The organism is Mesorhizobium sp. WSM4808 (assembly GCF_055811675.1).
The window spans coordinates 46180-68417 of sequence record NZ_JBVVQX010000003.1 but is presented as its reverse complement, the minus strand read 5'-3'; the positions used below and the strand labels follow the sequence as shown (position 1 = coordinate 68417).

Annotated in this window: 22 protein-coding genes; 12 read left to right on the top strand and 10 right to left on the bottom strand. The window is 61.5% G+C overall.

The features are described 5' to 3' along the window. Positions 1 to 15 precede the first annotated feature (15 nt). The 4 genes from AC0L2U_RS05625 to AC0L2U_RS05610 are packed head-to-tail and all read left to right on the top strand — an operon-like array spanning position 16 to position 4593. Positions 16 to 1902: an ABC transporter ATP-binding protein gene (locus AC0L2U_RS05625; protein WP_128288932.1), complete on the top strand. Its 1887-nt coding sequence runs from the start codon at positions 16 to 18 to the stop codon at positions 1900 to 1902. A 10-nt stretch (positions 1903 to 1912) separates the two neighbouring features. Beyond that, positions 1913 to 3796, top strand: a complete 1884-nt coding sequence (locus AC0L2U_RS05620; protein ID WP_128288933.1) for an ABC transporter ATP-binding protein — start codon at positions 1913 to 1915, stop codon at positions 3794 to 3796. A 4-nt stretch (positions 3797 to 3800) separates the two neighbouring features. Continuing rightward, positions 3801 to 4280, top strand: a complete 480-nt coding sequence (locus AC0L2U_RS05615) for a GNAT family N-acetyltransferase (protein WP_128288934.1) — start codon at positions 3801 to 3803, stop codon at positions 4278 to 4280. 1 nt (position 4281) lies between these two features. Further along, positions 4282 to 4593 carry a DUF6665 family protein gene (locus AC0L2U_RS05610; protein ID WP_127326788.1) on the top strand — a complete coding sequence of 104 codons (312 nt, stop codon included), beginning with the start codon at positions 4282 to 4284 and terminating at the stop codon, positions 4591 to 4593. Positions 4594 to 4596: 3 nt separating this feature from the next. On the opposite strand, the gene AC0L2U_RS05605 is transcribed toward AC0L2U_RS05610, so the two are convergent. Next, positions 4597 to 4941, bottom strand: a complete 345-nt coding sequence (locus AC0L2U_RS05605; protein WP_127270961.1) for a cupin domain-containing protein — start codon at positions 4939 to 4941, stop codon at positions 4597 to 4599. A 314-nt stretch (positions 4942 to 5255) separates the two neighbouring features. Between AC0L2U_RS05605 and petA the strand changes: the two genes are divergently transcribed. The 6 genes from petA to AC0L2U_RS05575 all read left to right on the top strand — a co-directional run bounded on the left by petA (position 5256) and on the right by AC0L2U_RS05575 (position 10735). Continuing rightward, positions 5256 to 5816: a ubiquinol-cytochrome c reductase iron-sulfur subunit gene (gene petA, locus AC0L2U_RS05600; protein ID WP_127270959.1), complete on the top strand. Its 561-nt coding sequence runs from the start codon at positions 5256 to 5258 to the stop codon at positions 5814 to 5816. A gap of 16 nt (positions 5817 to 5832) precedes the next feature. After that, on the top strand, positions 5833 to 7134 hold the full coding sequence (locus tag AC0L2U_RS05595; RefSeq protein ID WP_127326789.1) for a cytochrome b: 1302 nt from the start codon (positions 5833 to 5835) through the stop codon (positions 7132 to 7134). A 28-nt stretch (positions 7135 to 7162) separates the two neighbouring features. After that, on the top strand, positions 7163 to 8035 hold the full coding sequence (locus AC0L2U_RS05590; RefSeq protein WP_127396067.1) for a cytochrome c1: 873 nt from the start codon (positions 7163 to 7165) through the stop codon (positions 8033 to 8035). Between the two features lie 127 nt (positions 8036 to 8162). Then, positions 8163 to 8858 carry an acid phosphatase gene (locus AC0L2U_RS05585; RefSeq protein ID WP_127396068.1) on the top strand — a complete coding sequence of 232 codons (696 nt, stop codon included), beginning with the start codon at positions 8163 to 8165 and terminating at the stop codon, positions 8856 to 8858. 176 nt (positions 8859 to 9034) lie between these two features. Beyond that, positions 9035 to 10180 carry an alpha-hydroxy acid oxidase gene (locus AC0L2U_RS05580; protein ID WP_164873953.1) on the top strand — a complete coding sequence of 382 codons (1146 nt, stop codon included), beginning with the start codon at positions 9035 to 9037 and terminating at the stop codon, positions 10178 to 10180. Positions 10181 to 10189: 9 nt separating this feature from the next. Then, the gene (locus tag AC0L2U_RS05575) at positions 10190 to 10735 is read left to right on the top strand and encodes an adenine phosphoribosyltransferase (RefSeq protein ID WP_013529989.1); all 546 of its coding nucleotides are present in this window, start codon (positions 10190 to 10192) and stop codon (positions 10733 to 10735) included. Positions 10736 to 10900: 165 nt separating this feature from the next. On the opposite strand, the gene AC0L2U_RS05570 is transcribed toward AC0L2U_RS05575, so the two are convergent. The 7 genes from AC0L2U_RS05570 to AC0L2U_RS05540 form a co-directional block, all read right to left on the bottom strand. Beyond that, complete coding sequence (locus AC0L2U_RS05570; protein ID WP_127396070.1) at positions 10901 to 11371, bottom strand: MaoC family dehydratase; 471 nt, start codon at positions 11369 to 11371, stop codon at positions 10901 to 10903. Beyond that, positions 11368 to 11844 carry a MaoC family dehydratase gene (locus AC0L2U_RS05565; RefSeq protein WP_292702249.1) on the bottom strand — a complete coding sequence of 159 codons (477 nt, stop codon included), beginning with the start codon at positions 11842 to 11844 and terminating at the stop codon, positions 11368 to 11370. The genes AC0L2U_RS05570 and AC0L2U_RS05565 overlap by 4 nt, the downstream gene beginning before the upstream one ends. Positions 11845 to 11965: 121 nt before the next feature. Next, positions 11966 to 12940 carry a magnesium/cobalt transporter CorA gene (gene corA, locus AC0L2U_RS05560; protein ID WP_127396071.1) on the bottom strand — a complete coding sequence of 325 codons (975 nt, stop codon included), beginning with the start codon at positions 12938 to 12940 and terminating at the stop codon, positions 11966 to 11968. 226 nt (positions 12941 to 13166) lie between these two features. Next, positions 13167 to 14270, bottom strand: a complete 1104-nt coding sequence (ychF, locus tag AC0L2U_RS05555) for a redox-regulated ATPase YchF (protein WP_128288935.1) — start codon at positions 14268 to 14270, stop codon at positions 13167 to 13169. Positions 14271 to 14360: 90 nt separating this feature from the next. After that, positions 14361 to 15086: an aminoacyl-tRNA hydrolase gene (gene pth, locus AC0L2U_RS05550; protein WP_127809531.1), complete on the bottom strand. Its 726-nt coding sequence runs from the start codon at positions 15084 to 15086 to the stop codon at positions 14361 to 14363. A gap of 23 nt (positions 15087 to 15109) precedes the next feature. Beyond that, positions 15110 to 15751 (bottom strand): 50S ribosomal protein L25/general stress protein Ctc, encoded by a 642-nt coding sequence (locus tag AC0L2U_RS05545; RefSeq protein ID WP_127270548.1) that lies wholly within the window; start codon positions 15749 to 15751, stop codon positions 15110 to 15112. A 247-nt stretch (positions 15752 to 15998) separates the two neighbouring features. Then, positions 15999 to 17033, bottom strand: a complete 1035-nt coding sequence (locus AC0L2U_RS05540) for a class I SAM-dependent methyltransferase (RefSeq protein WP_127397022.1) — start codon at positions 17031 to 17033, stop codon at positions 15999 to 16001. A 294-nt stretch (positions 17034 to 17327) separates the two neighbouring features. Here AC0L2U_RS05540 and AC0L2U_RS05535 point away from each other — a divergent pair, with 294 nt between their 5' ends. Then, positions 17328 to 19334, top strand: coding sequence for a putative bifunctional diguanylate cyclase/phosphodiesterase (locus AC0L2U_RS05535; protein ID WP_127397023.1), 2007 nt, complete (start codon positions 17328 to 17330; stop codon positions 19332 to 19334). A gap of 85 nt (positions 19335 to 19419) precedes the next feature. Here AC0L2U_RS05535 and AC0L2U_RS05530 read toward each other — a convergent pair whose 3' ends face one another. Beyond that, complete coding sequence (locus AC0L2U_RS05530; RefSeq protein WP_127397024.1) at positions 19420 to 19848, bottom strand: MarR family winged helix-turn-helix transcriptional regulator; 429 nt, start codon at positions 19846 to 19848, stop codon at positions 19420 to 19422. A 150-nt stretch (positions 19849 to 19998) separates the two neighbouring features. Here AC0L2U_RS05530 and AC0L2U_RS05525 point away from each other — a divergent pair, with 150 nt between their 5' ends. Further along, a complete protein-coding gene (locus tag AC0L2U_RS05525) occupies positions 19999 to 20856 on the top strand; it encodes an alpha/beta fold hydrolase (protein WP_127809533.1) in 858 nt (285 codons plus the stop codon). Between the two features lie 71 nt (positions 20857 to 20927). Here the strand turns inward: AC0L2U_RS05525 and AC0L2U_RS05520 are convergent, their stop codons facing one another. Continuing rightward, on the bottom strand, positions 20928 to 22169 hold the full coding sequence (locus AC0L2U_RS05520) for an MFS transporter (protein ID WP_164873804.1): 1242 nt from the start codon (positions 22167 to 22169) through the stop codon (positions 20928 to 20930). Positions 22170 to 22238 lie beyond the last annotated feature (69 nt).

The following is a 22238-nucleotide window of genomic DNA, read 5'->3' as shown; positions in this document are numbered from 1 at the left end:
TCACAGGCATAACCTATGTTGTTGTTTAGCTGGTTTGAAAAAAGGCTCGATCCGTTCCCCGCAGCGGAACCGGTCGAGCCGCCCAAGACGCTGGTTGCCTTCTGCCTGCATTATACGCGCGGCGCATGGCCCTATATCCTTTTCGACGCGGTGCTGGTGACGGCCATCGCGATCGCGGAAGTATGGATGTTCGGCTTCCTCGGCCGCATCGTCGACTGGCTGTCGGGACAGAATCGCGAAACCTTCCTGCAGACGGAAGCCTGGAAGCTCGCCGGCATGGCCTTCATCGTGCTGTTCGCGCTGCCGGGCACGGTATGGCTGCATTCGTTTCTCAACCAGCAGACGCTGATGGGCAATTATCCCATGCGCATCCGCTGGCAGGTGCACCGCTATCTGCTCAAGCAGTCGATGAGTTTCTACCAGGACGAGTTCGCCGGCCGCATCGCGACAAAGCTGATGCAGACGGCTCTCGCCGTGCGGGAATGCGTCATCAAGGTGATCGACGTCCTGAACTACGTTATCGTCTATTTCCTCGGCATGCTGCTCATCGTCGGCTCGGCCGACTGGCGGCTGGCCGCGCCGCTCGGCTTCTGGCTGGTCGGCTATATCCTTTTGCTGCGATTTTTCATTCCCCGGCTGGGCAAGGTCGGCGAGGAGCAGGCCAATGCGCGCTCGATCATGACGGGCCGGGTCGTTGACAGCTACTCCAACATCCAGACGGTCAAGCTGTTCAGCCATGCACGCCGCGAAGCGTCATTCGCCAAAGACGGCATGTCCGGCTTTCTCGAAACGGTCTACCGGTCGATGCGGCTGGTGACAGTGCTTTTCGGCTCGCTCTACATACTGAACGCGCTGCTCTTGTTCTCGGTGACCGCGATGGCGCTGTGGCTGTGGCTGGGGCAAGCCGTGACGATCGGCGCGGTCGCCGTGGTCATCGGCCTTGTGCTCAGGATGTGGGGCATGTCGCAATGGATCATGTGGGAAATGTCGGGCCTGTTCGAAAACATCGGCACGGTGCAGGACGGCATCGCCTCGATCTCGCTGCCGCGCCTTGTCGAGGACAGGCCGGACGCGAAGGAGATCAGCGTTTCCAGGGGTGAGATCCGCTTCGAGGACATTCGCTTCCACTACGGCAAGCAGAAGGGTGTGATCGAAGGCTTGTCGCTGGCGGTGAAGCCGGGCGAAAAGGTCGGCATCGTCGGCCGTTCCGGCGCCGGCAAGTCGACGCTGGTCAACCTGTTGCTGCGCTTCTATGACCTCGAAGCCGGCCGGATTCTGATCGATGGCCAGGAGATCGCCGGTGTGAAGCAGGATTCGCTGCGTGCGCAGATCGGCATGGTCACGCAGGACACCTCGCTGCTGCATCGTTCGGTGCGCGAGAACATCCTCTATGGCCGGCCCGATGCCTCGGAAGAGCTGCTTGTCGAGGCGGCGCGGCGCGCCGAGGCGCTGGACTTCATATCAGGGCTTTCGGATGCCGGCGGCCGCAAGGGCTTCGATGCCCATGTCGGCGACCGCGGCGTCAAATTGTCCGGTGGCCAGCGGCAACGCGTCGCCATTGCGCGCGTTATGTTGAAGGACGCACCTATACTTATCCTTGACGAAGCGACCTCGGCGCTTGATTCCGAAGCCGAGGCGGCGATCCAGGAGAATCTCTACAGGCTCATGCAAGGCAAAACCGTCATCGCCATAGCGCACCGGCTCTCGACCATCGCGGCGATGGACAGGCTGGTGGTGATGGACAAGGGTCGTGTCATCGAGGAAGGTTCGCACGAGGAACTCGTCGCCCGCGGCGGGCTCTACGCGCAGCTCTGGCAGCGCCAGTCGGGCGGGTTCCTGCTTGAGGACGGTCCCGCCGACCCCGCCAACGATGCACTTGCAAAGGGGCAAGCCGCAGAATGATGGCCGCCGCATGATGACAGCCGTCTATCGCTGGTTCGAGAACTGGGTCTATCCGTTCAGGGAGCCAGCGAATCTTCGGCCACCGACCAGCGTCGGCGGTTTCCTCTGGCACTATGTCGGCCAGGCGAAGTTCGCCTTCTTCGCCATGCTGGTCATCGGCGGCATCGCGCCGCTGGTCGAGGCCGGCCTGTTCTACTTCGTCGGGCGGCTGGTCGATATTCTCGACCAGCTTCCCGCCGAGCGCAGCTGGCACGCACTGTGGGCCGCCGCCGGCCCTGAACTGGTTTTCATGGCCGTGGTGGTGCTGGTCATCCGCACCGTCGTCGTTGGCCTTTCTGCCCTGGTCGACGAACAGACGATCACACCGGGCTTCTACAATCTGGTGCGCTGGCAGGCGCACCGGCATGTCTCGCGCCAGTCCTACGCCTTCTTCCAGAACGATTTCGCCGGCCGCATCGCGACAAAGGTCTGGCAGGCGGGGCAAGCCACCGGCGACCTGATGGAAAGCTTCATCGAGGTCGTCTGGTTCATGATCGTCTACACGGTGACGACGCTGGCGCTGGTCGCAGGCCTCGATCTCAGGCTGGCGGTGCTGGTGGTGATCTGGATTTCCGCTTTCGCTTGGCTGGCCAAGCTCTACTTGCCGGCAATCCGCAAGCATGCCGAGGAAACCGCCGAGGCCGGCTCGATGATCACCGGTCGCATCGTCGATTCCTATTCCAACGTGCAGACGCTGAAACTGTTCTCGGCCGACGGCGACGACCGCTACATCAGGAACGGTTTCGACATCTACCTCGACGCATTGCGCCCGTTCACCCGCCGGCTGACCGGCGTGCGCATGGCGCTGACGACGCTGTCGGGCATCATGATCACGGCAATCGGCTGCTTTGCCGTCTATCTCTGGGTCGAGGGCTCGATCACCGTCGGCGCGGTCGCCTTCACCCTGTCGCTGGTGCTGCGGCTCAACATGCTGCTCGGCCGGCTGATGATGCAGCTCAACAGCATCTTGCGAAACCTCGGCGTGCTGGAGAACTCCAAGGCGCTGATTTCGCAGCCGCTCGGCCTCACCGACGCGCCCGACGCCAAGGAACTCGTGGTGGCAGGCGGGCGTATCGAGGTGAACAACGTCGAGTTCCATTACGGCAAGGGGTTCGGCGTGCTGAACGGCATCGACCTTGTCGTCAAGCCGGGCGAGAAGGTCGGGCTGGTCGGGCCGTCCGGGGCCGGCAAGACGACGCTCGCGAACCTGATCCTGCGGCTCTACGATCTGGAGAGCGGGTCGATCACCATCGATGGCCAGGATGTCGCCAAAGTCACGCAGAATTCGCTGCGCGCCAATATCGGCGTCGTCAGCCAGGACACGGCGCTGTTCCACCGTTCGCTGCGCGACAACATCAAGCTCGGCATGCCTGACGCGACCGACGCGGAGGTGATCGCTGCGGCGAAAAAGGCCGAGGCGCACGAGTTCATCCTGACCTTGCGCGACAACAGGGACCGCGCCGGCTACGAGGCCTTTGTCGGCGAGCGCGGCGTCAAATTGTCGGGCGGCCAGCGCCAGCGCGTGGCGATCGCCCGCGTCTTCCTCAAGGATGCGCCGATCCTGATTCTCGACGAAGCGACCTCGGCGCTCGATTCCGACATCGAGGCGGCGATCCAGGAAAATCTGACGCGGCTGATGGAAAACAAGACGGTCATCGCCATCGCCCACCGGCTGTCGACGATCGCGGCACTCGACCGACTGGTGGTGCTCGACGGCGGCCGCATCGTCGAACAGGGCACGCATGACGAGTTGGTATCTCTCGATGGGCTCTATGCGCGGCTGTGGAAGCGGCAGTCCGGCGGTTTTCTCTATCACGAGGACAGCGTGCTCGAAGAGACACGCCCGGCGGAGTAGCTCCATGGGTGGATCAACAGGCGCCATCTCAGAGGTCGGCTACGTGCTCAAGCGGCTCCGACCGACCATGCCGGCCTTCGACACGCTGAAGGAAGAGAGCCGGCTGGAAGGCTACTGGATGCTGGTGCGCCTGGCGGATGGCTGGGCAAGTGGCCGCAACAAGTTCCTGAAACGCGGCGAGGCGCTGTACGGAGCCTGGGATGGAAGGGAACTCGCCGGCGTGTGCGGGTTGAACATCGATCCCTATTTCGAGGCCAGGGACCACGGCCGGGTCCGGCACCTGTTCGTCAGTGCGCGTCACCGTCGCGCCGGCCTTGGCCGGATGCTGATCGAAACCGTTATCGACAGGGCACGTCACCATTTCGCCGCGCTGAACACCCGCGCGCCGCAAGAGGCTTTTGGTTTTTACGCACGGCTTGGATTTACGCACGTGGAAGGCGAAGAATTCGTCACTCACCGCATGGTTTTCGCGAAAGGAGACTGAAATGTCCTTGCGTCCGCCATCTCATCTTGCCGGCGGCTCGGCCGCTGAAGCCGCCTTCGACGCGCTCGGCCATGAAATATTGGCGGAAAAGGCGGCAGCACTTGGCCGCGCCGGCCAGCGGGTAGAGGAAACGCTGGCCAGGCTGCGCGACAATGCCGACGAGCAACTGCGCCCCCGGCTGCTCAAGGATGCCGCCGAGGCGGTGCATGGCTATTTCATCCAGCGCGAGCTGTGCGGCTTGCGCAAGCACGATGCCGTCATTCGTGAATACAACATCCCGAAAGCGGTGCTGGCCAGGCTCGGCGCGAAATAGGGGTCACTCAAGCCATTCGGTGATGAAGCTGCCGTTTTCATGGATGTCGGTCGTTTCCAGCGGGCCTGGGCCGAGATTAGTGAATTTGTGCGGCGTGTTGGGCGGCACGATCAGGATCTGGCCGGCGGATGCCTCGATCTCCTGGTCGCCGACAGTGAACAGGCCGGTGCCCTGGCGGATGATGAAGATCTCCGCGTAGGGATGCGTGTGCAGGCGGGGGCCGCCGCCGACGCCAGGCAAATAGTTGAAGATCAGGCAGGAGTTGGAGCCGTAGGCGCCACATTGCAATTCGCCCTTCCAATGGTCGGAGCGAACAGACCAGGTGTCGCGGTCTATGACGTGTGCCATGATGGCAAGGATAGACCCGGCTGGCGCCTTGTGTCGAGCCGAACAGGGGCGTCGGATTTGCGGTTGTTTCCCGGTTGTTTAGCGATGTTTGGCGGCTATCCGGCGTCGCGTTGAGCGGTGGCGGATTTTGTCCCCGCGACAATCTGCCCTTGTGCCTTCACCCGTCTGGACAAAAACGGGCTTCACGCATAAACCGAAGTCCAAATGCCGGAGGAATTCGCAAGCCTGTTCGCCATGCGCTGTCGGGTTGGCGTAATTGAGCGGGGAACAAGGCTCAGCCACCGGCACGGAAGAGGCGAAAGGATCAGGCACCCGTGAGCGCAACCGACACCCAGGATCCCAACCGTCGTGATTTTCTCTACGTCGCCACCGGCATGGCCGCAGTGGTCGGCGCGGGTGCCTTCGCGTGGCCGTTCATCGACCAGATGCGCCCCGATGCCTCGACGCTGGCGCTCGCTTCCGTCGAAGTCGACGTCGCCTCGCTGACGCCGGGCATGTCGCTGATCGTCAAATGGCGCGGCAAGCCGGTCGTGGTCCGCAACCGCACCGAACAGGAAATGAAGGACGGCGAGGCCGTCAAGCTGGCCGATCTCAAGGACCCGATCGCCCGCAACGCCAATCTGCCGGCCGATGCACCGGCGACCGACGCCAACCGCACCACACCCGGCAAGGAAGCCTGGATGGTGATGGTTCAGGTCTGCACCCATCTCGGCTGCATTCCGCTCGGCCAGGAAGGCGATTTCGGCGGCTGGTTCTGCCCATGCCACGGCTCGGTCTACGACACGGCCGGACGCATCCGCCAAGGCCCGGCGCCTGAGAACATGGCGGTGCCGGTATTCAAGTTCATTTCCGATACCAAGATCCTTATCGGTTGAGGCAGGGGACATTTCGATGAGCGAGGGACACTCGACCTATACGCCCAAAACCGGTCTCGGACGCTGGTTCGACGCCCGCATGCCGCTGCCGCGGCTGGTCTATGACAGCTTCGTCGCCTATCCGGTGCCGCGCAACCTCAACTACGCTTGGACGTTTGGCGGCATCCTGTCGATCATGCTGGTGGCGCAGATGCTGACCGGCATCGTGCTGGCCATGCACTACACGGCCGACACCAATCTCGCCTTCGGCTCGGTCGAGAAGATCATGCGCGACGTGAATTCGGGGTGGCTGCTGCGCTACATGCATTCGAACGGCGCCTCGTTCTTCTTCGTCGCCGTCTACATCCACATCTTCCGTGGCCTCTATTACGGCTCCTACAAGGCGCCGCGCGAGCTGCTGTGGATCCTCGGCTGCATCATCTATCTCCTGATGATGGCGACCGGCTTCATGGGCTACGTGCTGCCATGGGGCCAGATGAGCTTCTGGGGTGCCACCGTCATCACGGGTTTCTTCAGCGCCATTCCGCTGGTCGGCGACTGGATCCAGCAGCTGCTGCTCGGCGGCTTTGCCGTCGACAACCCGACGCTGAACCGCTTCTTTGCGCTGCACTATCTGTTGCCGTTCATGATTGCCGGCGTCGTCGTTTTGCACATCTGGGCGCTGCATGTCGTGGGCCAGTCGAATCCGACGGGTATCGAGGTCAAGTCGAAGACCGACACTGTCGCCTTCACCCCCTACGCGACCATCAAGGACGCGTTCGGCATGATCGTGTTCCTGTTCTTCTTCGCCTATTTCGTCTTCTACCTGCCGAACTATCTCGGCCATCCCGACAACTACATCGTCGCCAACCCGCTGAAGACGCCGGCCCACATCGTGCCCGAATGGTACTTCCTCCCGTTCTACGCGATCCTGCGCGCCATCACCTTCAATGTCGGGCCGATCAACTCCAAGCTCGGCGGCGTGCTGTGCATGTTCGGCGCCATCGTCATGTTGTTCCTGGTGCCGTGGCTCGACACTTCGAAGGTACGCTCTGCCGTTTACCGGCCCTGGTACAAGCTGTTCTTCTGGCTGTTCGTGGCCGATGCCATCCTGCTTGGCTGGCTGGGCTCGCAGCCGGCCGAAGGCAGCTATGTGTTCATGGCGCAGATGGCGACATTGTTCTACTTCGCCTTCTTCCTGATCGCGCTGCCGGTGCTCGGCCTGATCGAGACGCCGCGACGGCTGCCGAACTCGATCACCGAGGCGGTCCTCGAGAAGAACAAGGGCGGCAGCGGACATCCGGCGGGCGCTACGGCGGCGCCGGAAACCAAAGGCTGAGCGGGTAGAGAATCTAAGGGGATTTGGCATGAAAAAGATTCTCACCTCGCTGGCGCTGGTCGGCCTCGTGGCCGTCGGCATCGGGTCGGCGGGCACTTGGGCGATCGCCGCCGAAGAGGCGCACAACGCCGCCGCGCCGACGCATTTCCCGATCGACGAGCCGAAGGAAATGGACTGGAGTTTCACCGGCCCGTTCGGTACCTATGACAAGGCGCAGCTGCAGCGCGGCCTCAAGGTCTACAAGGAAGTCTGCTCGGCCTGCCATTCGATGAACATGGTGGCGTTCCGCACGCTGTCGGACCTCGGCTATTCCGATGCGCAGATCAAGACGCTGTCGGCCGAGTACACGATCCATGACGGTCCCAACGATGCCGGCGACATGTTCGACCGTCCCGGCAAGCCGTCCGACCACTTCCCGCCACCGTTCGCAAACGACGAAGCGGCCGCCGCTTCCAATGGTGGTGCTGCTCCGCCCGACATGTCGCTGCTGGCCAAGGCGCGCGGCGTCGAGCGCGGTTTTCCGCAATTCGTCTTCGACATCTTCACTCAGTATGACGCGGGCGGGCCCGACTATATCCACTCGCTGCTGACAGGCTATAACGAGACACCGCCTGCCGGCATGGTTATCCCGGAAGGCACCCACTACAACCCTTATTTCATGTCGGGCGTGTCGCTGAAGATGCCCAACCCGCTGTCCGACGGCCAGGTGACCTATGATGACGGCGCGCCGCAGACAGTCGACCAGTACTCCCGCGACGTTTCCGCCTTCCTGATGTGGGCGGCCGAGCCGCATATGGAAGACCGCAAGAAGACCGGTTTTCGCGTGCTGGTGTTCCTGCTTCTGTTCGGCGCTCTGGTCTATCTCACCAAGCGCAAGGTGTGGGAAGGCGTGGCGCATTGAGCCACACAATCAAGTGATCGCGAAGGGCGCCGAGAGGCGCCCTTTTGCATTTCCGGAGGCTGGTCATGTCACATGGCCGTCACCGCATCCGGCGATCCTGTGCTGCTCTCATCAAAGGATCGCATTCATGAAAAGATACGCATCGCTCGCGGCAGGCCTGTTGCTGCTCATCGTGGGCTCGGCCGCGCAAGCGGAAGACGCCCAGCCCTTCATCACCAACAAGGATGTCGACCTGACGATGATCCTGCCGCCGCCGCCGGCAAACGATTCGGCACAAACCAAGGCCGAACTCGGCGAGGTGCTGACTTTGCAGGTCACGCGCACCCCGGAGATGGTCGCCAGCGCGGTGGCCGATGCCGAGGAGAATGTCTGGCGCTTTGCCGACGTGATGGGGCCGAAATTCAACAAGGAAACGCTGCCGAAATTCAGCGCCTTCTTCGATCGCGTGGTGGCTACCGAAGGCGCTGTCGTCGATCCCGCCAAGGATGTCTGGAAGCGCCCGCGCCCGCATCAGCTCAGCGATCTCGTCAAGCCTGCGGTCAAGCTGTCGAGCTCCGGTTCCTGGCCTTCCGGACACGCCACCGTCGGCACGATGATGGGCATCATTCTGTCCGACATGGTTCCGGAAAAGCGCGCCGAGATCATGGCACGCGCGAGCAAATACGCTCACAACCGCGTGGTTGGCGGCATCCATTTTGCGTCCGATGTCGAGATGGGCAGGATTTCCGGCAGCGTCATTGCCGCAGTCCTGCTCAACCGGGACGACTTCAAGGCTGAATATGAAGTGGCCAGGGCCGAGCTTCGTTCCGATCTCGGCATGTAATCCTCGTCAGCCGGATTTAGACGGGAAGGGGCGCTTAAGGCGCTCCTTTCTTGTCTGCGCCATTGCTTAGGCGGAAGTTCGGCAATTAGTCCGTTGGCATGGCGGCATGAGGTTGATATTCGACGCATCGAACGGTGGCGAGAAGCTCGTCCCGCCATGGCTTTTGGATTTCGATGATGCGGCTCAGCGACTGTCACAACTTTTCCGATTTCCGGCTGATGGCACAGCAGCGGCTGCCCGGGCCGATCTTCAATTACATTGACGGCGCGGCTGACGATGAGGTCACCTACCGCCGCAACGCCGCAAGCTTCGAGACCTGTGACCTGGTTCCCAACGTGCTGCGCGGAGTGAGCGAGGTCGACATGTCGGTGACGGTCATGGGCCAGAAGCTGGCGATGCCGTTCTATTGCTCGCCGACCGCCTTGCAGCGCCTGTTCCACCATCAGGGCGAGCGCGCGGTCGCCAAGGCCGCAGCCAAGTATGGCACCATGTTCGGCGTCTCGTCGCTTGGCACCGTCAGCCTCGAGGAGGCGCGCAGCATCAGCAGCAGTCCGCAGGTCTACCAGTTCTATTTCCATCGGGACCGCGGTCTTAACCGGGCGATGATGCAGCGGGCAAAGCAGGTCGGCGTCGAGGTGATGATGCTGACCGTCGACAGCATCACCGGAGGAAATCGCGAGCGCGACAAACGCACCGGCTTTGCCATTCCCTTCAAGCTCAACCTTGCCGGTATGGCGCAGTTCGCGCTCAAGCCGGCCTGGGCGATCAATTATTTCACGCATGAGGGGTTCAAGCTGCCGCAGCTCGACGAGCATGTCGACATGGGCGGCGGCACGATGTCGATCAGCCGCTACTTCACCGAGATGCTAGACCCGTCGATGACGTGGGACGATGTCGCTGAGATGGTCAAGCTTTGGTCGGGTCCGTTCTGTCTCAAGGGCGTTATGTCGGTAGAGGACGCAAGACGCGCCGTCGACATCGGCTGCAGCGGCATCGTGCTGTCGAACCATGGCGGGCGGCAGCTGGATGGCTCGCGGGCGGCGTTCGACCAGCTTGCCGAGATCGTCGATGCCGTTGGCGACAGGATCGATGTCATCATGGATGGCGGCGTGCAGCGCGGCACCCATGTGCTGAAAGCGCTATCGCTCGGTGCCAAGGCCGTCGGCGTCGGACGCTACTATCTGTTCCCGCTCGCGGCGGCGGGCCAGCCCGGCGTCGAACGGGCGCTTGAGCAGATGCGGGTCGAGATCGAACGCGGCATGAAGCTGATGGGCTGCAGTTCGATCGAACAATTGTCGCGCAAGAACCTCCGTTTCAGGTAATCTCGACCCATGAAATCCTCCCTCGAAGACACATTGCTCGCCGCGATCCGTACCATTCCGGACTATCCCAAGCCCGGCATCCTGTTTCGCGACATCACCACGCTGCTCGGCAATGCGCGCGCCTTCCGCCGCGCCATCGACGAACTGGTACATCCCTACGCCGGCCAGAAGATCGATAAGATCGCCGGCATCGAGGCACGCGGGTTCATCCTTGGCGGCGCCGTCGCCCATCAGCTCTCGGCCGGCTTCGTGCCGATCCGCAAGAAAGGCAAGCTGCCCTACGAGACGGTGCGCGTCGCCTATAGCCTGGAATATGGGCTGGACGAGATGGAGATGCACAAGGACGGCGTTGCTCCGGGCGAGAAGGTGATCCTTGTCGACGATCTGATCGCCACCGGCGGCACCGCGGAGGCGGCGGTCAAACTTCTGCGCCAGATCGGCGCCGATATCCTCGCCGCCTGTTTCGTCATCGACCTGCCGGACCTCGGCGGCCGCGCCAAGCTCGAAGCCCTCGGTGTGCCGGTCAGAACGCTGATAGGGTTCGAGGGGCATTAGGTTTCTCCCTCGCCCCGTTTACGGGGAGAGGGAAGCGAAGCGAGCAACGCGAGCGGAGCAGGGTGAGGGGTAAGTACGACCGTCGAGTTTAAGACACCAACGCTGGCGCCGCCCCTCATCCGCCCTTCGGGCACCTTCTCCCCGTAAACGGGGCGAAGGAAAAAGCTACTCCACCTTCACCAGCACGGCGCTTTCGAACTCGAGCACCTTGTCGCCGGTGGGATCGAAAGCTTCCGAACGCAGCGCCAGCAGCCGCCAGCCGGGGCGTGAGGCGATTGGGCGGTGCGACAGCGCGGTGCGCGTGAAGGTGATGGTTTGCCCGGCATAGACCGGCTTCAGCCATTTCAGGTTCTTGAAGCCGGGCGAGGGGCCGAATTCCGGCACCGGACCGGGACCGCTCCACGCAGCGATCTCGGCGTCCATGCGGTTTTCCAGATTGAGTTTCATCCAGGTCGCGGCCGTGTGCCAGCCAGACGCGCAGAGGCCGCCAAGAACGCTTTTCTTCGCGGCCTCCTCGTCGATATGGAAGATTTGCGGGTCGTACTTGCGGGCGAAGGCCTTGATCGCCTCGGGCTCGAATGTGTGCGAGCCGAGCGTGACGGTGGTGCCGATACGGAAGAACTCGTCCAGTGTCATGCTTGGCTCCCCGCGGCATCGCGCGTGAGGAACATGACGGAGTTCTCGAGCTCGAAGACGCTTTCGCCACGCTGGTTGAACAGCTCGCTGCGCATGGTGACGAAGCCGAGTTGCGGCTTCGATTTCGACAGGCGCTTGGCAACAACCATCAGGGTGCCGGTCAGTTGGTCGCCGGCCAGGACCGGTTTCTTCCATTTGACCTGATCGACTCCGGGCGCGCCCTGGCAGGTCGAGTCCAGCAGGAACGCATCGCAGAGCATGCGCATGAACATGGCGCAGGTGTGCCAGCCCGACGCTGCCAGCCCCCCGAGGATGCTGGCCTTGCCGGCCTCCTCGTCGAGATGCATCGGCTGCGGGTCAAATTCTCCGGCAAATTCGACGATCTCGGCGGCACTCACGAGCTTCGAGCCGAGGTCGATCGATTCGCCCTCGATGAAGTCCTCATAGGCCCATGCTTTTATCTCTGCAGTCATGGTCTGGAATCCGGCTTGTCGACCCACGATCCCCAGGATCGGGGTTTCCGGATGCAGGCCGGCGTTCATTTGGTCAAGCGATTTCTACTGCGCCAGCCTGTGGCAGGACCGACAACGCCACTCAGAGCCAGCCGCGGCGGCGGAAGTACCAGAAGGGCAGGATCGCCGACAGCACCATCATGGCGATGGCGAAGGGATAGCCAAGTTGCCATTTCAACTCGGGGATGATGTCGAAATTCATGCCGTAGACCGAGGCGACCAAAGTCGGCGGCAGGAAAATGACGGCGGCGACCGAGAAGATCTTGATGATGGCGTTCTGCTCGATCGAGATCATGCCGAGCGTGGCGTCCAGCAGGAAGGAGATCTTCTGCGACAGGAAGGTGGCGTGGTCGGCGAGCGACAGCACGTCGCGAGACAGCGTCTTGATGCGCGCCTTGGTGTCCTTGCTCATCTTGGTGCGGGTCGAGGCATGGGCGAAGAAGCCTGCCAGGCGCTGCAGCGAGATCAGGCTGTCGCGGATCGAGGAGGCGATGTCCTCCTTGCGGCCGATGGCTTTCAGCAACTCCTGGAAATCACGGTTGCGCTTGGAAACCTTGGTCGACCGCGCCTCGAAGATATCGCGCGAGATCGCCTCGATGTCGCGGCCGGCGCGTTCCAGAATGTCGGCAAGACGGTCGACGATCGCCTCCAGCAAGCCGATCAGAATGGTGTCGCCGCTGGTGCAGCCGGTCGCCACCTTTTCGGCGCGCTGCGGAAAGGTCTTGAAAGCTTTCGGTTCGTGGTAGCGCACCGTGATCAGTCTTGTGCCGGCGAGCACGAAGGTAACCGGGGACATCAAGGGATCGTCGATTTCGGTCTGGGCGGGCAGGGTGGCGGTCATGAAATAGGCGCCGTCCTCGACATAGAGGCGGCTCGAAATCTCAATCTCCTCCATCTCCTCGCGCGTCGGAATGGCAACGCCGAGCCAGCTCTCGATCGTCGCTTCCTCTTCCTTTGTCGGGTTGAACAGGTCCGCCCAGACGATGGTCTCGCTGTTTGCCAGGAGATCGTCGACGACGCGCAGGCGGTCATTGTCCACGACGAAGGCCTTGATCATCGCCTGATATCCCTTGCTGGGGCCAAAGGGTGCGTTCGGATTGACGCGTCGTGTTGGATTGCACGGGTTCTCGACGTCAGCGCCGACCGTGCGTCTGCCGCTTAGACCTGTGACGTGACAAAATCAAGACAACCGGCTGTAGGGCGGATGGCCGCCGTCGCCTTGGAAGCATGTATCGAGGAACTTCGCCGACAGCTTGCCGGGATGTTCTCGAGCGCTTCAGGCATCAGGTGTTGAACTTGAACAACAGCACATCGCCGTCCTGGACGACATATTCCTTGCCTTCGTCGCGCGCCTTGCCGGCTTCCTTGGCCGCCACTTCGCCGCCCAGTGTGACGAAGTCGTTGTAGGAGATGGTCTGGGCGCGGATGAAGCCGCGCTCGAAATCGGTGTGGATGACACCGGCGGCCTGTGGCGCCTTGTCGCCCCTATGAATGGTCCAGGCGCGCGTCTCCTTCGGCCCGGCGGTGAAATAGGTGATGAGGTGCAGCAAATCGTAGCCGGCGCGGATGACCTTGTTGAGGCCTGGCTCGTCGAGGCCGAGCGAGGACAGGAATTCCATCTCTTCCTCGTCCGAGAGCTGCGCGACCTCGGCTTCGATCGCCGCCGAGATCACCACTGTGCCGGCGCCCTGGGCGGTGGCCATCTTTTCCACGGCCCTGGTGTGTTCGTTGCCGGTGGCGGCGTCGGCCTCCGCGACATTGCAGACATAGAGCACGGGATGCGAGGTCAGAAGGTTCAGGCCCTGCAGGATGCGCAAATCTTCGGCCGAAATACCCTTGAGCAGGATGCGGGTCGGCTTGCCGGCCTGCAGCAGTTCGAGCGCTGCCTCCATCAACGGCAGCACGGTCGTCGCTTCCTTGTCCTTGCTGCCGGCGCGCTTGCGGATCTGCACGATGCGGCGCTCTAGGCTGTCGAGGTCGGCAAGCATCAGCTCGGTCTCGACCGTCTCGGCATCGGCGACGGGGTCGATGCGGCCCTCGACATGGGTGATGTCGTCATCCTCGAAGCAGCGCAGCACATGCACGATGGCGTCGACCTCGCGGATGTTGGCGAGGAACTGGTTGCCCAGCCCTTCGCCTTTCGAGGCACCGCGCACCAGGCCGGCAATGTCGACGAAAGAGATGCGAGTTGGAATGATCTCCTTCGACTTGGCGATCGCCGCGATCTTCTGCAGGCGCGGATCTGGCACCGCCACCTCGCCGGTGTTCGGTTCGATGGTGCAGAATGGATAGTTGGCGGCTTGCGCCGCAGCCGTTCTGGTCAACGCGTTGAAAAGCGTCGACTTGCCGACGTTGGGCAAGCCAACGATGCCGCATTTGAAACCCATTTTTGTTCGGTCCTATCGGGAAAATAGAAATTTGATCAGGGCTATGGGCGATAGGGGTGATCAACGTCAAGCCCTTCGGTCCCTCGATGCTCAGTCCTTGCCGCCGAACAGCTTCTTCAGCATGGCGGCCATTGGACCGCTTTCCGGCAGCTTGACCACCGGCTGTTGAGGCCGTGCTTGGCGGACATGACTTTGCTGCTTGTGCGCCGGCTGCTTCTGCGCTGGCTTTTCGGGCTCCGGCCCGGCCTTGCCCTGGACGGCGAGACTGGCCTTATTCATGAAGCCGGATTCGTCGCCCTTGACGATCATGGCGGCATTGTCGGCGATCGCGTCGAGCAGCGGGTCGAGCCATTCGCGGTCGGCTTTGGCGAAATTGCCGAGCACATGGTGCTGGACCATTTCCTTGACGCCGGGATGGCCGACGCCGATGCGCACGCGGCGATAGCCATTGCCGATATGGCCGTCGATCGACCGGATGCCGTTGTGGCCGCCGGCGCCGCCACCGGTCTTGATGCGCAGCTTGCCTTCGGCAAGGTCGATCTCGTCATAGAAGACGGTGAGCGCGGAAAGCTCGAGCTTGTAGAAGCGCAGTGCTTCGCCGACCGACTGGCCGGACAGGTTCATGAAGGTCTGCGGCTTGATCAGGACGATTTTTTCGCCGCCGAGCGTGCCCTCGGAAATCAGGCCCTGGAATTTCTTCGACCAGGGCGAAAAGGAATGGCGGCGGGCGATTGCGTCCGCCGCCATGAAACCGACATTGTGGCGGTTGTCAGCGTATTTCGCGCCCGGATTGCCGAGACCTGCAAACAGCAGCATCGCCTGCTCCGGGCGTGAAAGAGTTACTTCTCGTCGGCGGCAGGAGCTGCCTCAGGTGCAGCCGCTTCAGCCGTCTCTTCCGTCTCCGGCTTCATCGCCGACGAACCGGCAATGGTCGCGATGGTGAAGTCGCGGTCGGAGATCACAGGCTTGACGCCAGCCGGCAGCTTGACCGCCGAGATGTGGATCGAGTCGCCGATGTTGGCGCCGGTGAGATCGACGGTGATGAACTCCGGGATCGCATTGGCCGGGCAGTGGAACTCGACTTCGTGACGCACGATGTTGAGCACGCCGCCGCGCTTGATGCCGGGCGACTTGTCCTCGTTGATGAAGTGGACAGGCACGTCGACATTGACTTCGGTGTCCTTGCCGATGCGCAGGAAGTCGACATGGACAGGGAAATCCTTGACCGGGTCGAGCTGGAAGTCCTTCGGCAGGACCTGGATCTTCTTGCCGTCGACATCGATCGTGGCGATCGTGGTCAGGAACCCGCCGCCATGGATCTTGTAGTAGATGTCCTTGTAGGTGAGCGCGATAGCCAGGGGAGGCTGCTTGTCACCATAGATTACTGCAGGCACTTTACCGTTGCGGCGAACTGCACGGGCGGACCCCTTACCGACCTGTTCGCGTGCTTCGGCCTTGAGCTCGTAAGTGTCGTGGCTCATGGCATTTCCTTTCGGTTTACTGGAGCGCTCACGGTTGGCAGAGTGCCTGGACCGTAAACGTCGAAAGCCGACATACCCATGCATGATCTGGTCCGAAAACCGGAATCCACTTTTCGGGATCATGCGGGAAGGCGGCCTTCCGCCGCGTTGCCTCCAAGGGTGTCTACGCGGGTGGCGGCTCTATAGCGGAAGGCGGCCGGAGGTGCAAGCCAAAGGCACGCCCAGCCTGGTGCAGTCCAGGCGGTCGCTATCCGCGCTTTTCGATGACGGCATAAAGCACGTTGCGGTTCTCGCCGAAGAACACCCGCGCCTCGACGGTGTTGCGGTCGACGCTGGCATTGACGATGTTCCACATATCGACCTCCGATCGCAGCAGCAACACCCAGTCCATGAATGTCTCCCGGTAGCCGGCGTCAGGCGTGCCCTCGGCGTAGTTCGCAAACAGGAACGTCCCGTTCGGCTTCAACATCTGCAGGCAGGTCTTCGTGAGTTTCACCGCGACGTTGTGGGCGAGGTAGTCGTAGAGGCCGGAGGCATAGATGAAATCGAACTTGCCGAGCTTGTGGCCCCGCGTGAGCACGGTTCGCACCGAGCCGTCGATGGCTTCGACCGCGGTGCCCTGGAAGTCGCGCGCGATCAGCCCAACGCTCTGGGGATCCTGATCGAGCGCAATCCAGCGCTTGAGACGGCCCTCCGTCAAGGCTACCGAGCGATTGGCCTCCCGCAAATGGCCGGCCGCGATCGCCAGGACCTCGGTTTGCGGTCCATTCTTGACCGCAATCTCGTCGACATATCGGGTCAGGAGGTCGCGTCGTTCCCGTGCCGCGACGCATGAGGGTACGTTCTGGGTATGGCTATAGAGCGCCTTGCCGATCTCCGAGGCATTGGCCACGCTCTCTGCCACGTGCGGGTCGCAATAGATGTAATCAAGCAACTGCGCGTCGCCGGAATAGCCCCTGGGCTTGGTGAAGGACCAGTGCGTCAGCGGATCCTCGAGAAAATACTTCAGGATCGGATGGTTCTGCGCCACCGGTATCAACGCATGCCAGACGTCGGGATGAACCTTGGAATGCAGGCCATTGAGGAAGGACAGCAAGCGACCGACGATCTCGGCGGGGTTCTTGTCCTGTTCGATCTGCTGCTGTGTCGCGTGGAGAATGAGCGCCAGCTCCGCGCGCGCGGTTTCGAACGCTTCGCCATGATGCTCGAGCTTTCCCCGAGGCAGCGTGCCGGCGAGCATCGCGGCAGTAATCAAGCTTTTGCCATCAAGAACGGTCTGCACGCCATCACTCCATAGTTAACAGTCGGTTAACTTATTGCGTAGAATGCTCCATTTGCCAATGTCGGGCTGACGGCATTTTATCGTTATGATTAATTTCCCGCCAACCATGTTCCTCTTTAGACGGCTTCCGGCCCGAATTCCGGGTTCGAGTTAACGGAAACTTGTCTTGCGCGATTGCATTTGTTTGCCCGGCGTCGCAATCGCCGTCGCGTCCCAAAGGAGCCGGCCCGCGTGGGGGCAGAAGCTGGAAATGAGTTCGGAAAACAAAATCCCTTTCAAACGGGGTCTATTGTGATGAACGAACACCTGTCCTCCGTATTGGTTGATACGGTTGATGCGGAGCCGTACGAGCCGCGCTATGAACTGAGCGCCGACGAGCTCCGCACCCTTTACCGCACCGAAGCGCAGGCGACGCGAAGAGGAGAAGCCAGGCCAGGGCTCTGGATTGCGGTTGCGATCTATCTCTTGTTTTCGGCAACGGATCTGCTGCTGATCCCGGACGTTGCCGCCTACACGATCACGGCGCGCTTCGCGGTCGGCTTGAGCGCGCTTTTGATCCTCGAAGCACAGCTTCGCCGGGGGATTGGAACGGAATGGCTCGACGTGACCTGCGCCGGAGCCATCATCTTCGGCTATGTTGGTTGGTTGTGCCCAGCGGTTCTTGGCGCGGACAAGGAAAGCGTCTCCTACTATATGGTCTTCGGGACCATATTCATGATGAGCGCAAATCTTTTCTTTACGTTCAACTTCAAGCTTTCCATCGTAACTTCCGCAATAATATTGTGCATACTTTACATCGTGAATTATTTCGTTCCTTCAACCCTTACATATAAAATGGTATTCGGGGCTTTTTATATTTCCTGTTTCACGTTCACCTCGTATGTGAACTGGAAGCTGAATGAGGAACGCTACAACGTCTTCCTGAATGCCCTGGAAGCCAAGATCCAGCACAATGAGGCGACCGAACGCGGCAAGGCCCTGCTGAGGTTGTCGCGGACCGATCCGCTGACGGGTCTGGAGAACCGGCGCGCGATCGACGAAAAGCTGCGGGACTACTGGAGCGAATGGCAAAAGGTAGGCACCAGCTTCGGGGCGATCCTCATCGACGTGGACTTCTTCAAGAAATTCAATGACTGCTACGGCCATCAAGAAGGCGACCGCTGCCTGATCCATGTCGCCAATGCCCTTAGCGATATGATCAAACAGTATAATGGCTCCATCGGCCGCTATGGCGGTGAAGAGTTCATCGTCCTGGCTCGCATGGAGAAAAAAGAGCAGATCCTGGACATCGCGGAAGCCATTTGCAGCACAGTGGAGAACCTGGCTCTGACGCACGAACTGCGGCGCGACGGCGTCTCGATCGTAACCGTGAGCGTTGGTGCCGCATTCACCAGGACGCAGACCGGGGCCAAGCTGGAGAAGATCATCCACGAGGCCGATCGCGCGCTTTATCTGGCAAAAGCCGGCGGCCGAAACTGTGCCCGGCTGTTCGACCCAACCGATCCGCAAAGCAGCGACGAGAGCGAGAACATTGCGGCCTTGCTGAAGATCGCGATCGGCCAGAATCTCGTTTCACTGGTTTATCAGCCTATCCAGGATGTCAAATCGGACCGGGTTGAAGCGGTGGAGGCTCTGATGCGCCTCAAAATGCTGGATGGCACATCGGTTCCGCCGAGCCTGTTCATTCCCGTCGCGGAACGAACCGGCGCGATCCTGGAACTCGGGCGCTGGGCGATAAGGACGGTGTGCGCCGAGCTCCTGGCGGACGACCACGTCCGTGTCGTCAGCGTCAACGTCTCTCCGATCCAGCTTAAGACACCTGGCTTCGCAACGTCTGTCGCGACCATTCTGGGCGAAACCGGCGTCGCCGGCAGCAGGCTGGCCTTCGAGATCACCGAAGGGCTGGAGATGGAGATGCACTCGGACATTCTGCGCTGCATCAGCGACCTGAAGCTGCTCGGGATCAAGATATGGCTTGATGATTTCGGGACCGGCTTTGCGGGCCTTTCGTGGCTTCGCCTGATCGATTTCGACACGGTGAAGATCGACCGCTCTTTTCTGCACGACTGCAGCTCCCTGAGCGGCAAGGCGATGCTGCAGGACATCATCACCCTGGTTCGAAATCGCGGCCACAAGATCCTGGTCGAAGGGGTGGAAACCGACGAACAGATGGCTTTGATGCGCGAATTCGGCATAGACAAGATCCAGGGCTTCCATGTCGGCCGCCCCGCTCCCGCTGTCAGTTTCCAGGCAAAGCGGGCCATGCGCAAACGGTCATTTGCCGTGCTTAAGTCCGCATGATGATGGCCTCTGTCCGACGTTTGGCTTAGCCGCCGTCAAAAGCCGTGCTGATTGCAATCAATCCATGACAGGGCCAAGCAAGGGGCTAGCGGTCGCCGGTCAACGCGTTGCGTAGCGCCTGGATCTGCCGGTTCAAGGCATCGAGCTCGGCCAGCGTCATGCCCGAGCGTTCGACCAAGGTCTCGTTCAGACAGTTGCACTGGACAAGCAGCCCGCGCCCGGCTGATGTCAGATCGACCTGCACCTGGCGCTCGTCGGTCTGGCTGCGCTGGCGCGTCACCAGCCCGGCCTGCTCCATTCGCTTCACCAGCGGCGTGACGGTGCTCGATTCCAGAGCGAGCCTGTGGGCGATCGTGCCGACCGACATGCCGTCGGCCTCTCCAAGCGCGTTCAGTACCAGGTACTGCGGATAGGTGATGCCCATATCGTCCAGCATCGGCTTGTAGGTGCGGTTGATCGCCATGCTGGTGGCGTAGAGCGTGAAACAGAGCTGATTGTCCAACGGGAGAGGCACGGCGCATTCCTTTTGCCAATATGGGCATCAATTCGATACCACGAAAAATAATATCGCGATACATATTTTTGTGGACAAGGGTTTTGGGCCGCGTTAGCTATATGGTTATCGCGATATTGTTTATTGCGGACATAACCAAAGGAGATTGAGATGACCTCGCAAACCAAGCCCGGCTCCGGCAGCGGTACGATCACCACCAAGGACGGAACGCAGATTTACTACAAGGACTGGGGGACCGGGCAGCCTGTCGTCTTCCATCATGGCTGGCCGTTGAGCAGCGACGATTGGGACGCCCAGATGCTGTTCTTCCTGTCGCAAGGCTACCGTGTCATTGCCCATGATCGGCGTGGCCATGGGCGCTCGACCCAGACGGATATCGGCAACGAAATGGACACCTATGCCGCCGATGTCGCGGAACTCGCCGCTTATCTTGACCTCAAGAATGCCATTCATGTCGGACATTCGACCGGCGGCGGCGAAGTGGCGCGCTATGTTGCCAACTATGGCGCCGGCGGCCGTGTCGCCAAGGCGGTGCTGATCGGCGCGGTGCCGCCAATCATGCTCAAGACTGCCGCCAATCCCGGCGGCCTGCCGATCGAAGTGTTCGACGGCTTCCGCTCCGCCCAGGCAGCCAATCGCGCCCAGTTCTTCCGCGACGTTCCATCAGGTCCGTTCTACGGGTTCAACCGTCCGGGCGCGGACATCTCGCAGGGCGTCATCGACAATTGGTGGCGCCAGGGCATGATGGGCGGCACCAAGGCGCATTATGATTGTATCAAGGCTTTCTCGGAAACCGACTTCACCGAGGATCTGAAGGCAATCGACGTGCCTGTCCTGGTCATGCACGGAGACGACGACCAGATCGTTCCGATCGCCGATTCGGCGCTGCTGACGATCAAGCTGCTCAAGAAGGGCGAGCTCAAGGTCTACAAGGGCTTCCCGCACGGCATGGCCACGACCCATGCAGACATCATCAACGCCGACCTGCTGGCCTTCTTCAAGGCTTAAGGCCATGGCCCACAAAAATGCACCCGTCATCAGGCGGGTGCATTTTTGTGACAGCGGCAGACCCGCCTGATCTAGGCGGCCGCCTGCGCTTTGCGCGCTTCCTTCATGTTTGGCAGGAACACGGTGAGCAATCCAAGAAACGGCAAATACGAGCAGATCTGGAAGACGAAATCGATGCCCTTCATATCGGCGACGATACCGAGCACGGCCGCCGCGATGCCGCCCATGCCGAAGGCGAAGCCGAAGAAGATGCCGGCGATCATGCCGACGCGGCCCGGCACGAGTTCCTGCGCAAAGACGACGATGTTCGAGAAGGCAGAGGACAGGATCAGGCCGATCAGCACCGTCAGCACCATCGTCCATTCCAGATTGGCGTAGGGCAAGGCGAGCGTGAAGGGCAGCACGCCGACGATGGAGAACCAGATCATCGCCTTCTGCCCGTAGCGGTCGCCGAATGGGCCGCCGAGCAGGATGCCCAGCGCCGAGGCTCCGAGGAACAGGAACAGCATGACTTGGCTCATCTGCACCGAAACGCCGAACTTATGCATGGAATAGAAGGTGTAGTAGCTGGCGAGGCTGGCGATGTAGGCATTCTTGCTCAGCACCAGCAGGGTCAGCACGATCAATGCGTTCATCACCTTGCGGCGCGGGAAGGGCGAAACGAAGCTCGCCGCCTTGCGGGTGCCCTGTGCGGCACGCAGCCGGCTGTACCAGCCGCCGACCTGCCACAAAACGATGATGCCGATCAGCGAGCCGATGGCGAACCAGGAAATGCTGGTCTGGCCGAACGGCACGACGATGAAGGCTGCCAGCAGCGGCCCCATGGACTGTCCGAAATTGCCGCCAACCTGGAACAGCGACTGCGCCAGGCCGAAGCGGCCGCCGGAGGCGAAGCGGGCGATGCGCGAGGATTCCGGATGGAAGATCGCCGAGCCGATGCCGATCAGCGAGGCGCCGATCAGGAGCAGCGAATAGTGCCCGGCATAGGCGAGCACAATCAGGCCGATCAGCGATGACGCCATGCCGTAGGGCAGCGAATAGGGCATCGGCCGCTTGTCGGTGATCATGCCGATCACAGGCTGCAGCAGCGACGCGGTCACCTGGAAGGTGAAGGTCAACAAGCCGATCTGCCAGAAATCGAGGCCATAATTCTCTTTCAGGAGCGGGTAAATGGCCGACAGCAGCGACTGCATGATGTCGTTGATGCAGTGGCAGAAGCTCACCGCCAGGATGACGGTGAAGGCCGTCGCCTGGGCTGAAGCGTGACTGGTGGTCGCCGGTGGGGCGACGCTGGCGGCTGTCGTATCGGTCAAGGTAGGCTCCGTGGTCTTTTTGGCGGGCAGGCCCGCAGGCAGTTGACGGACGCACCTGCGGCCGCCTTG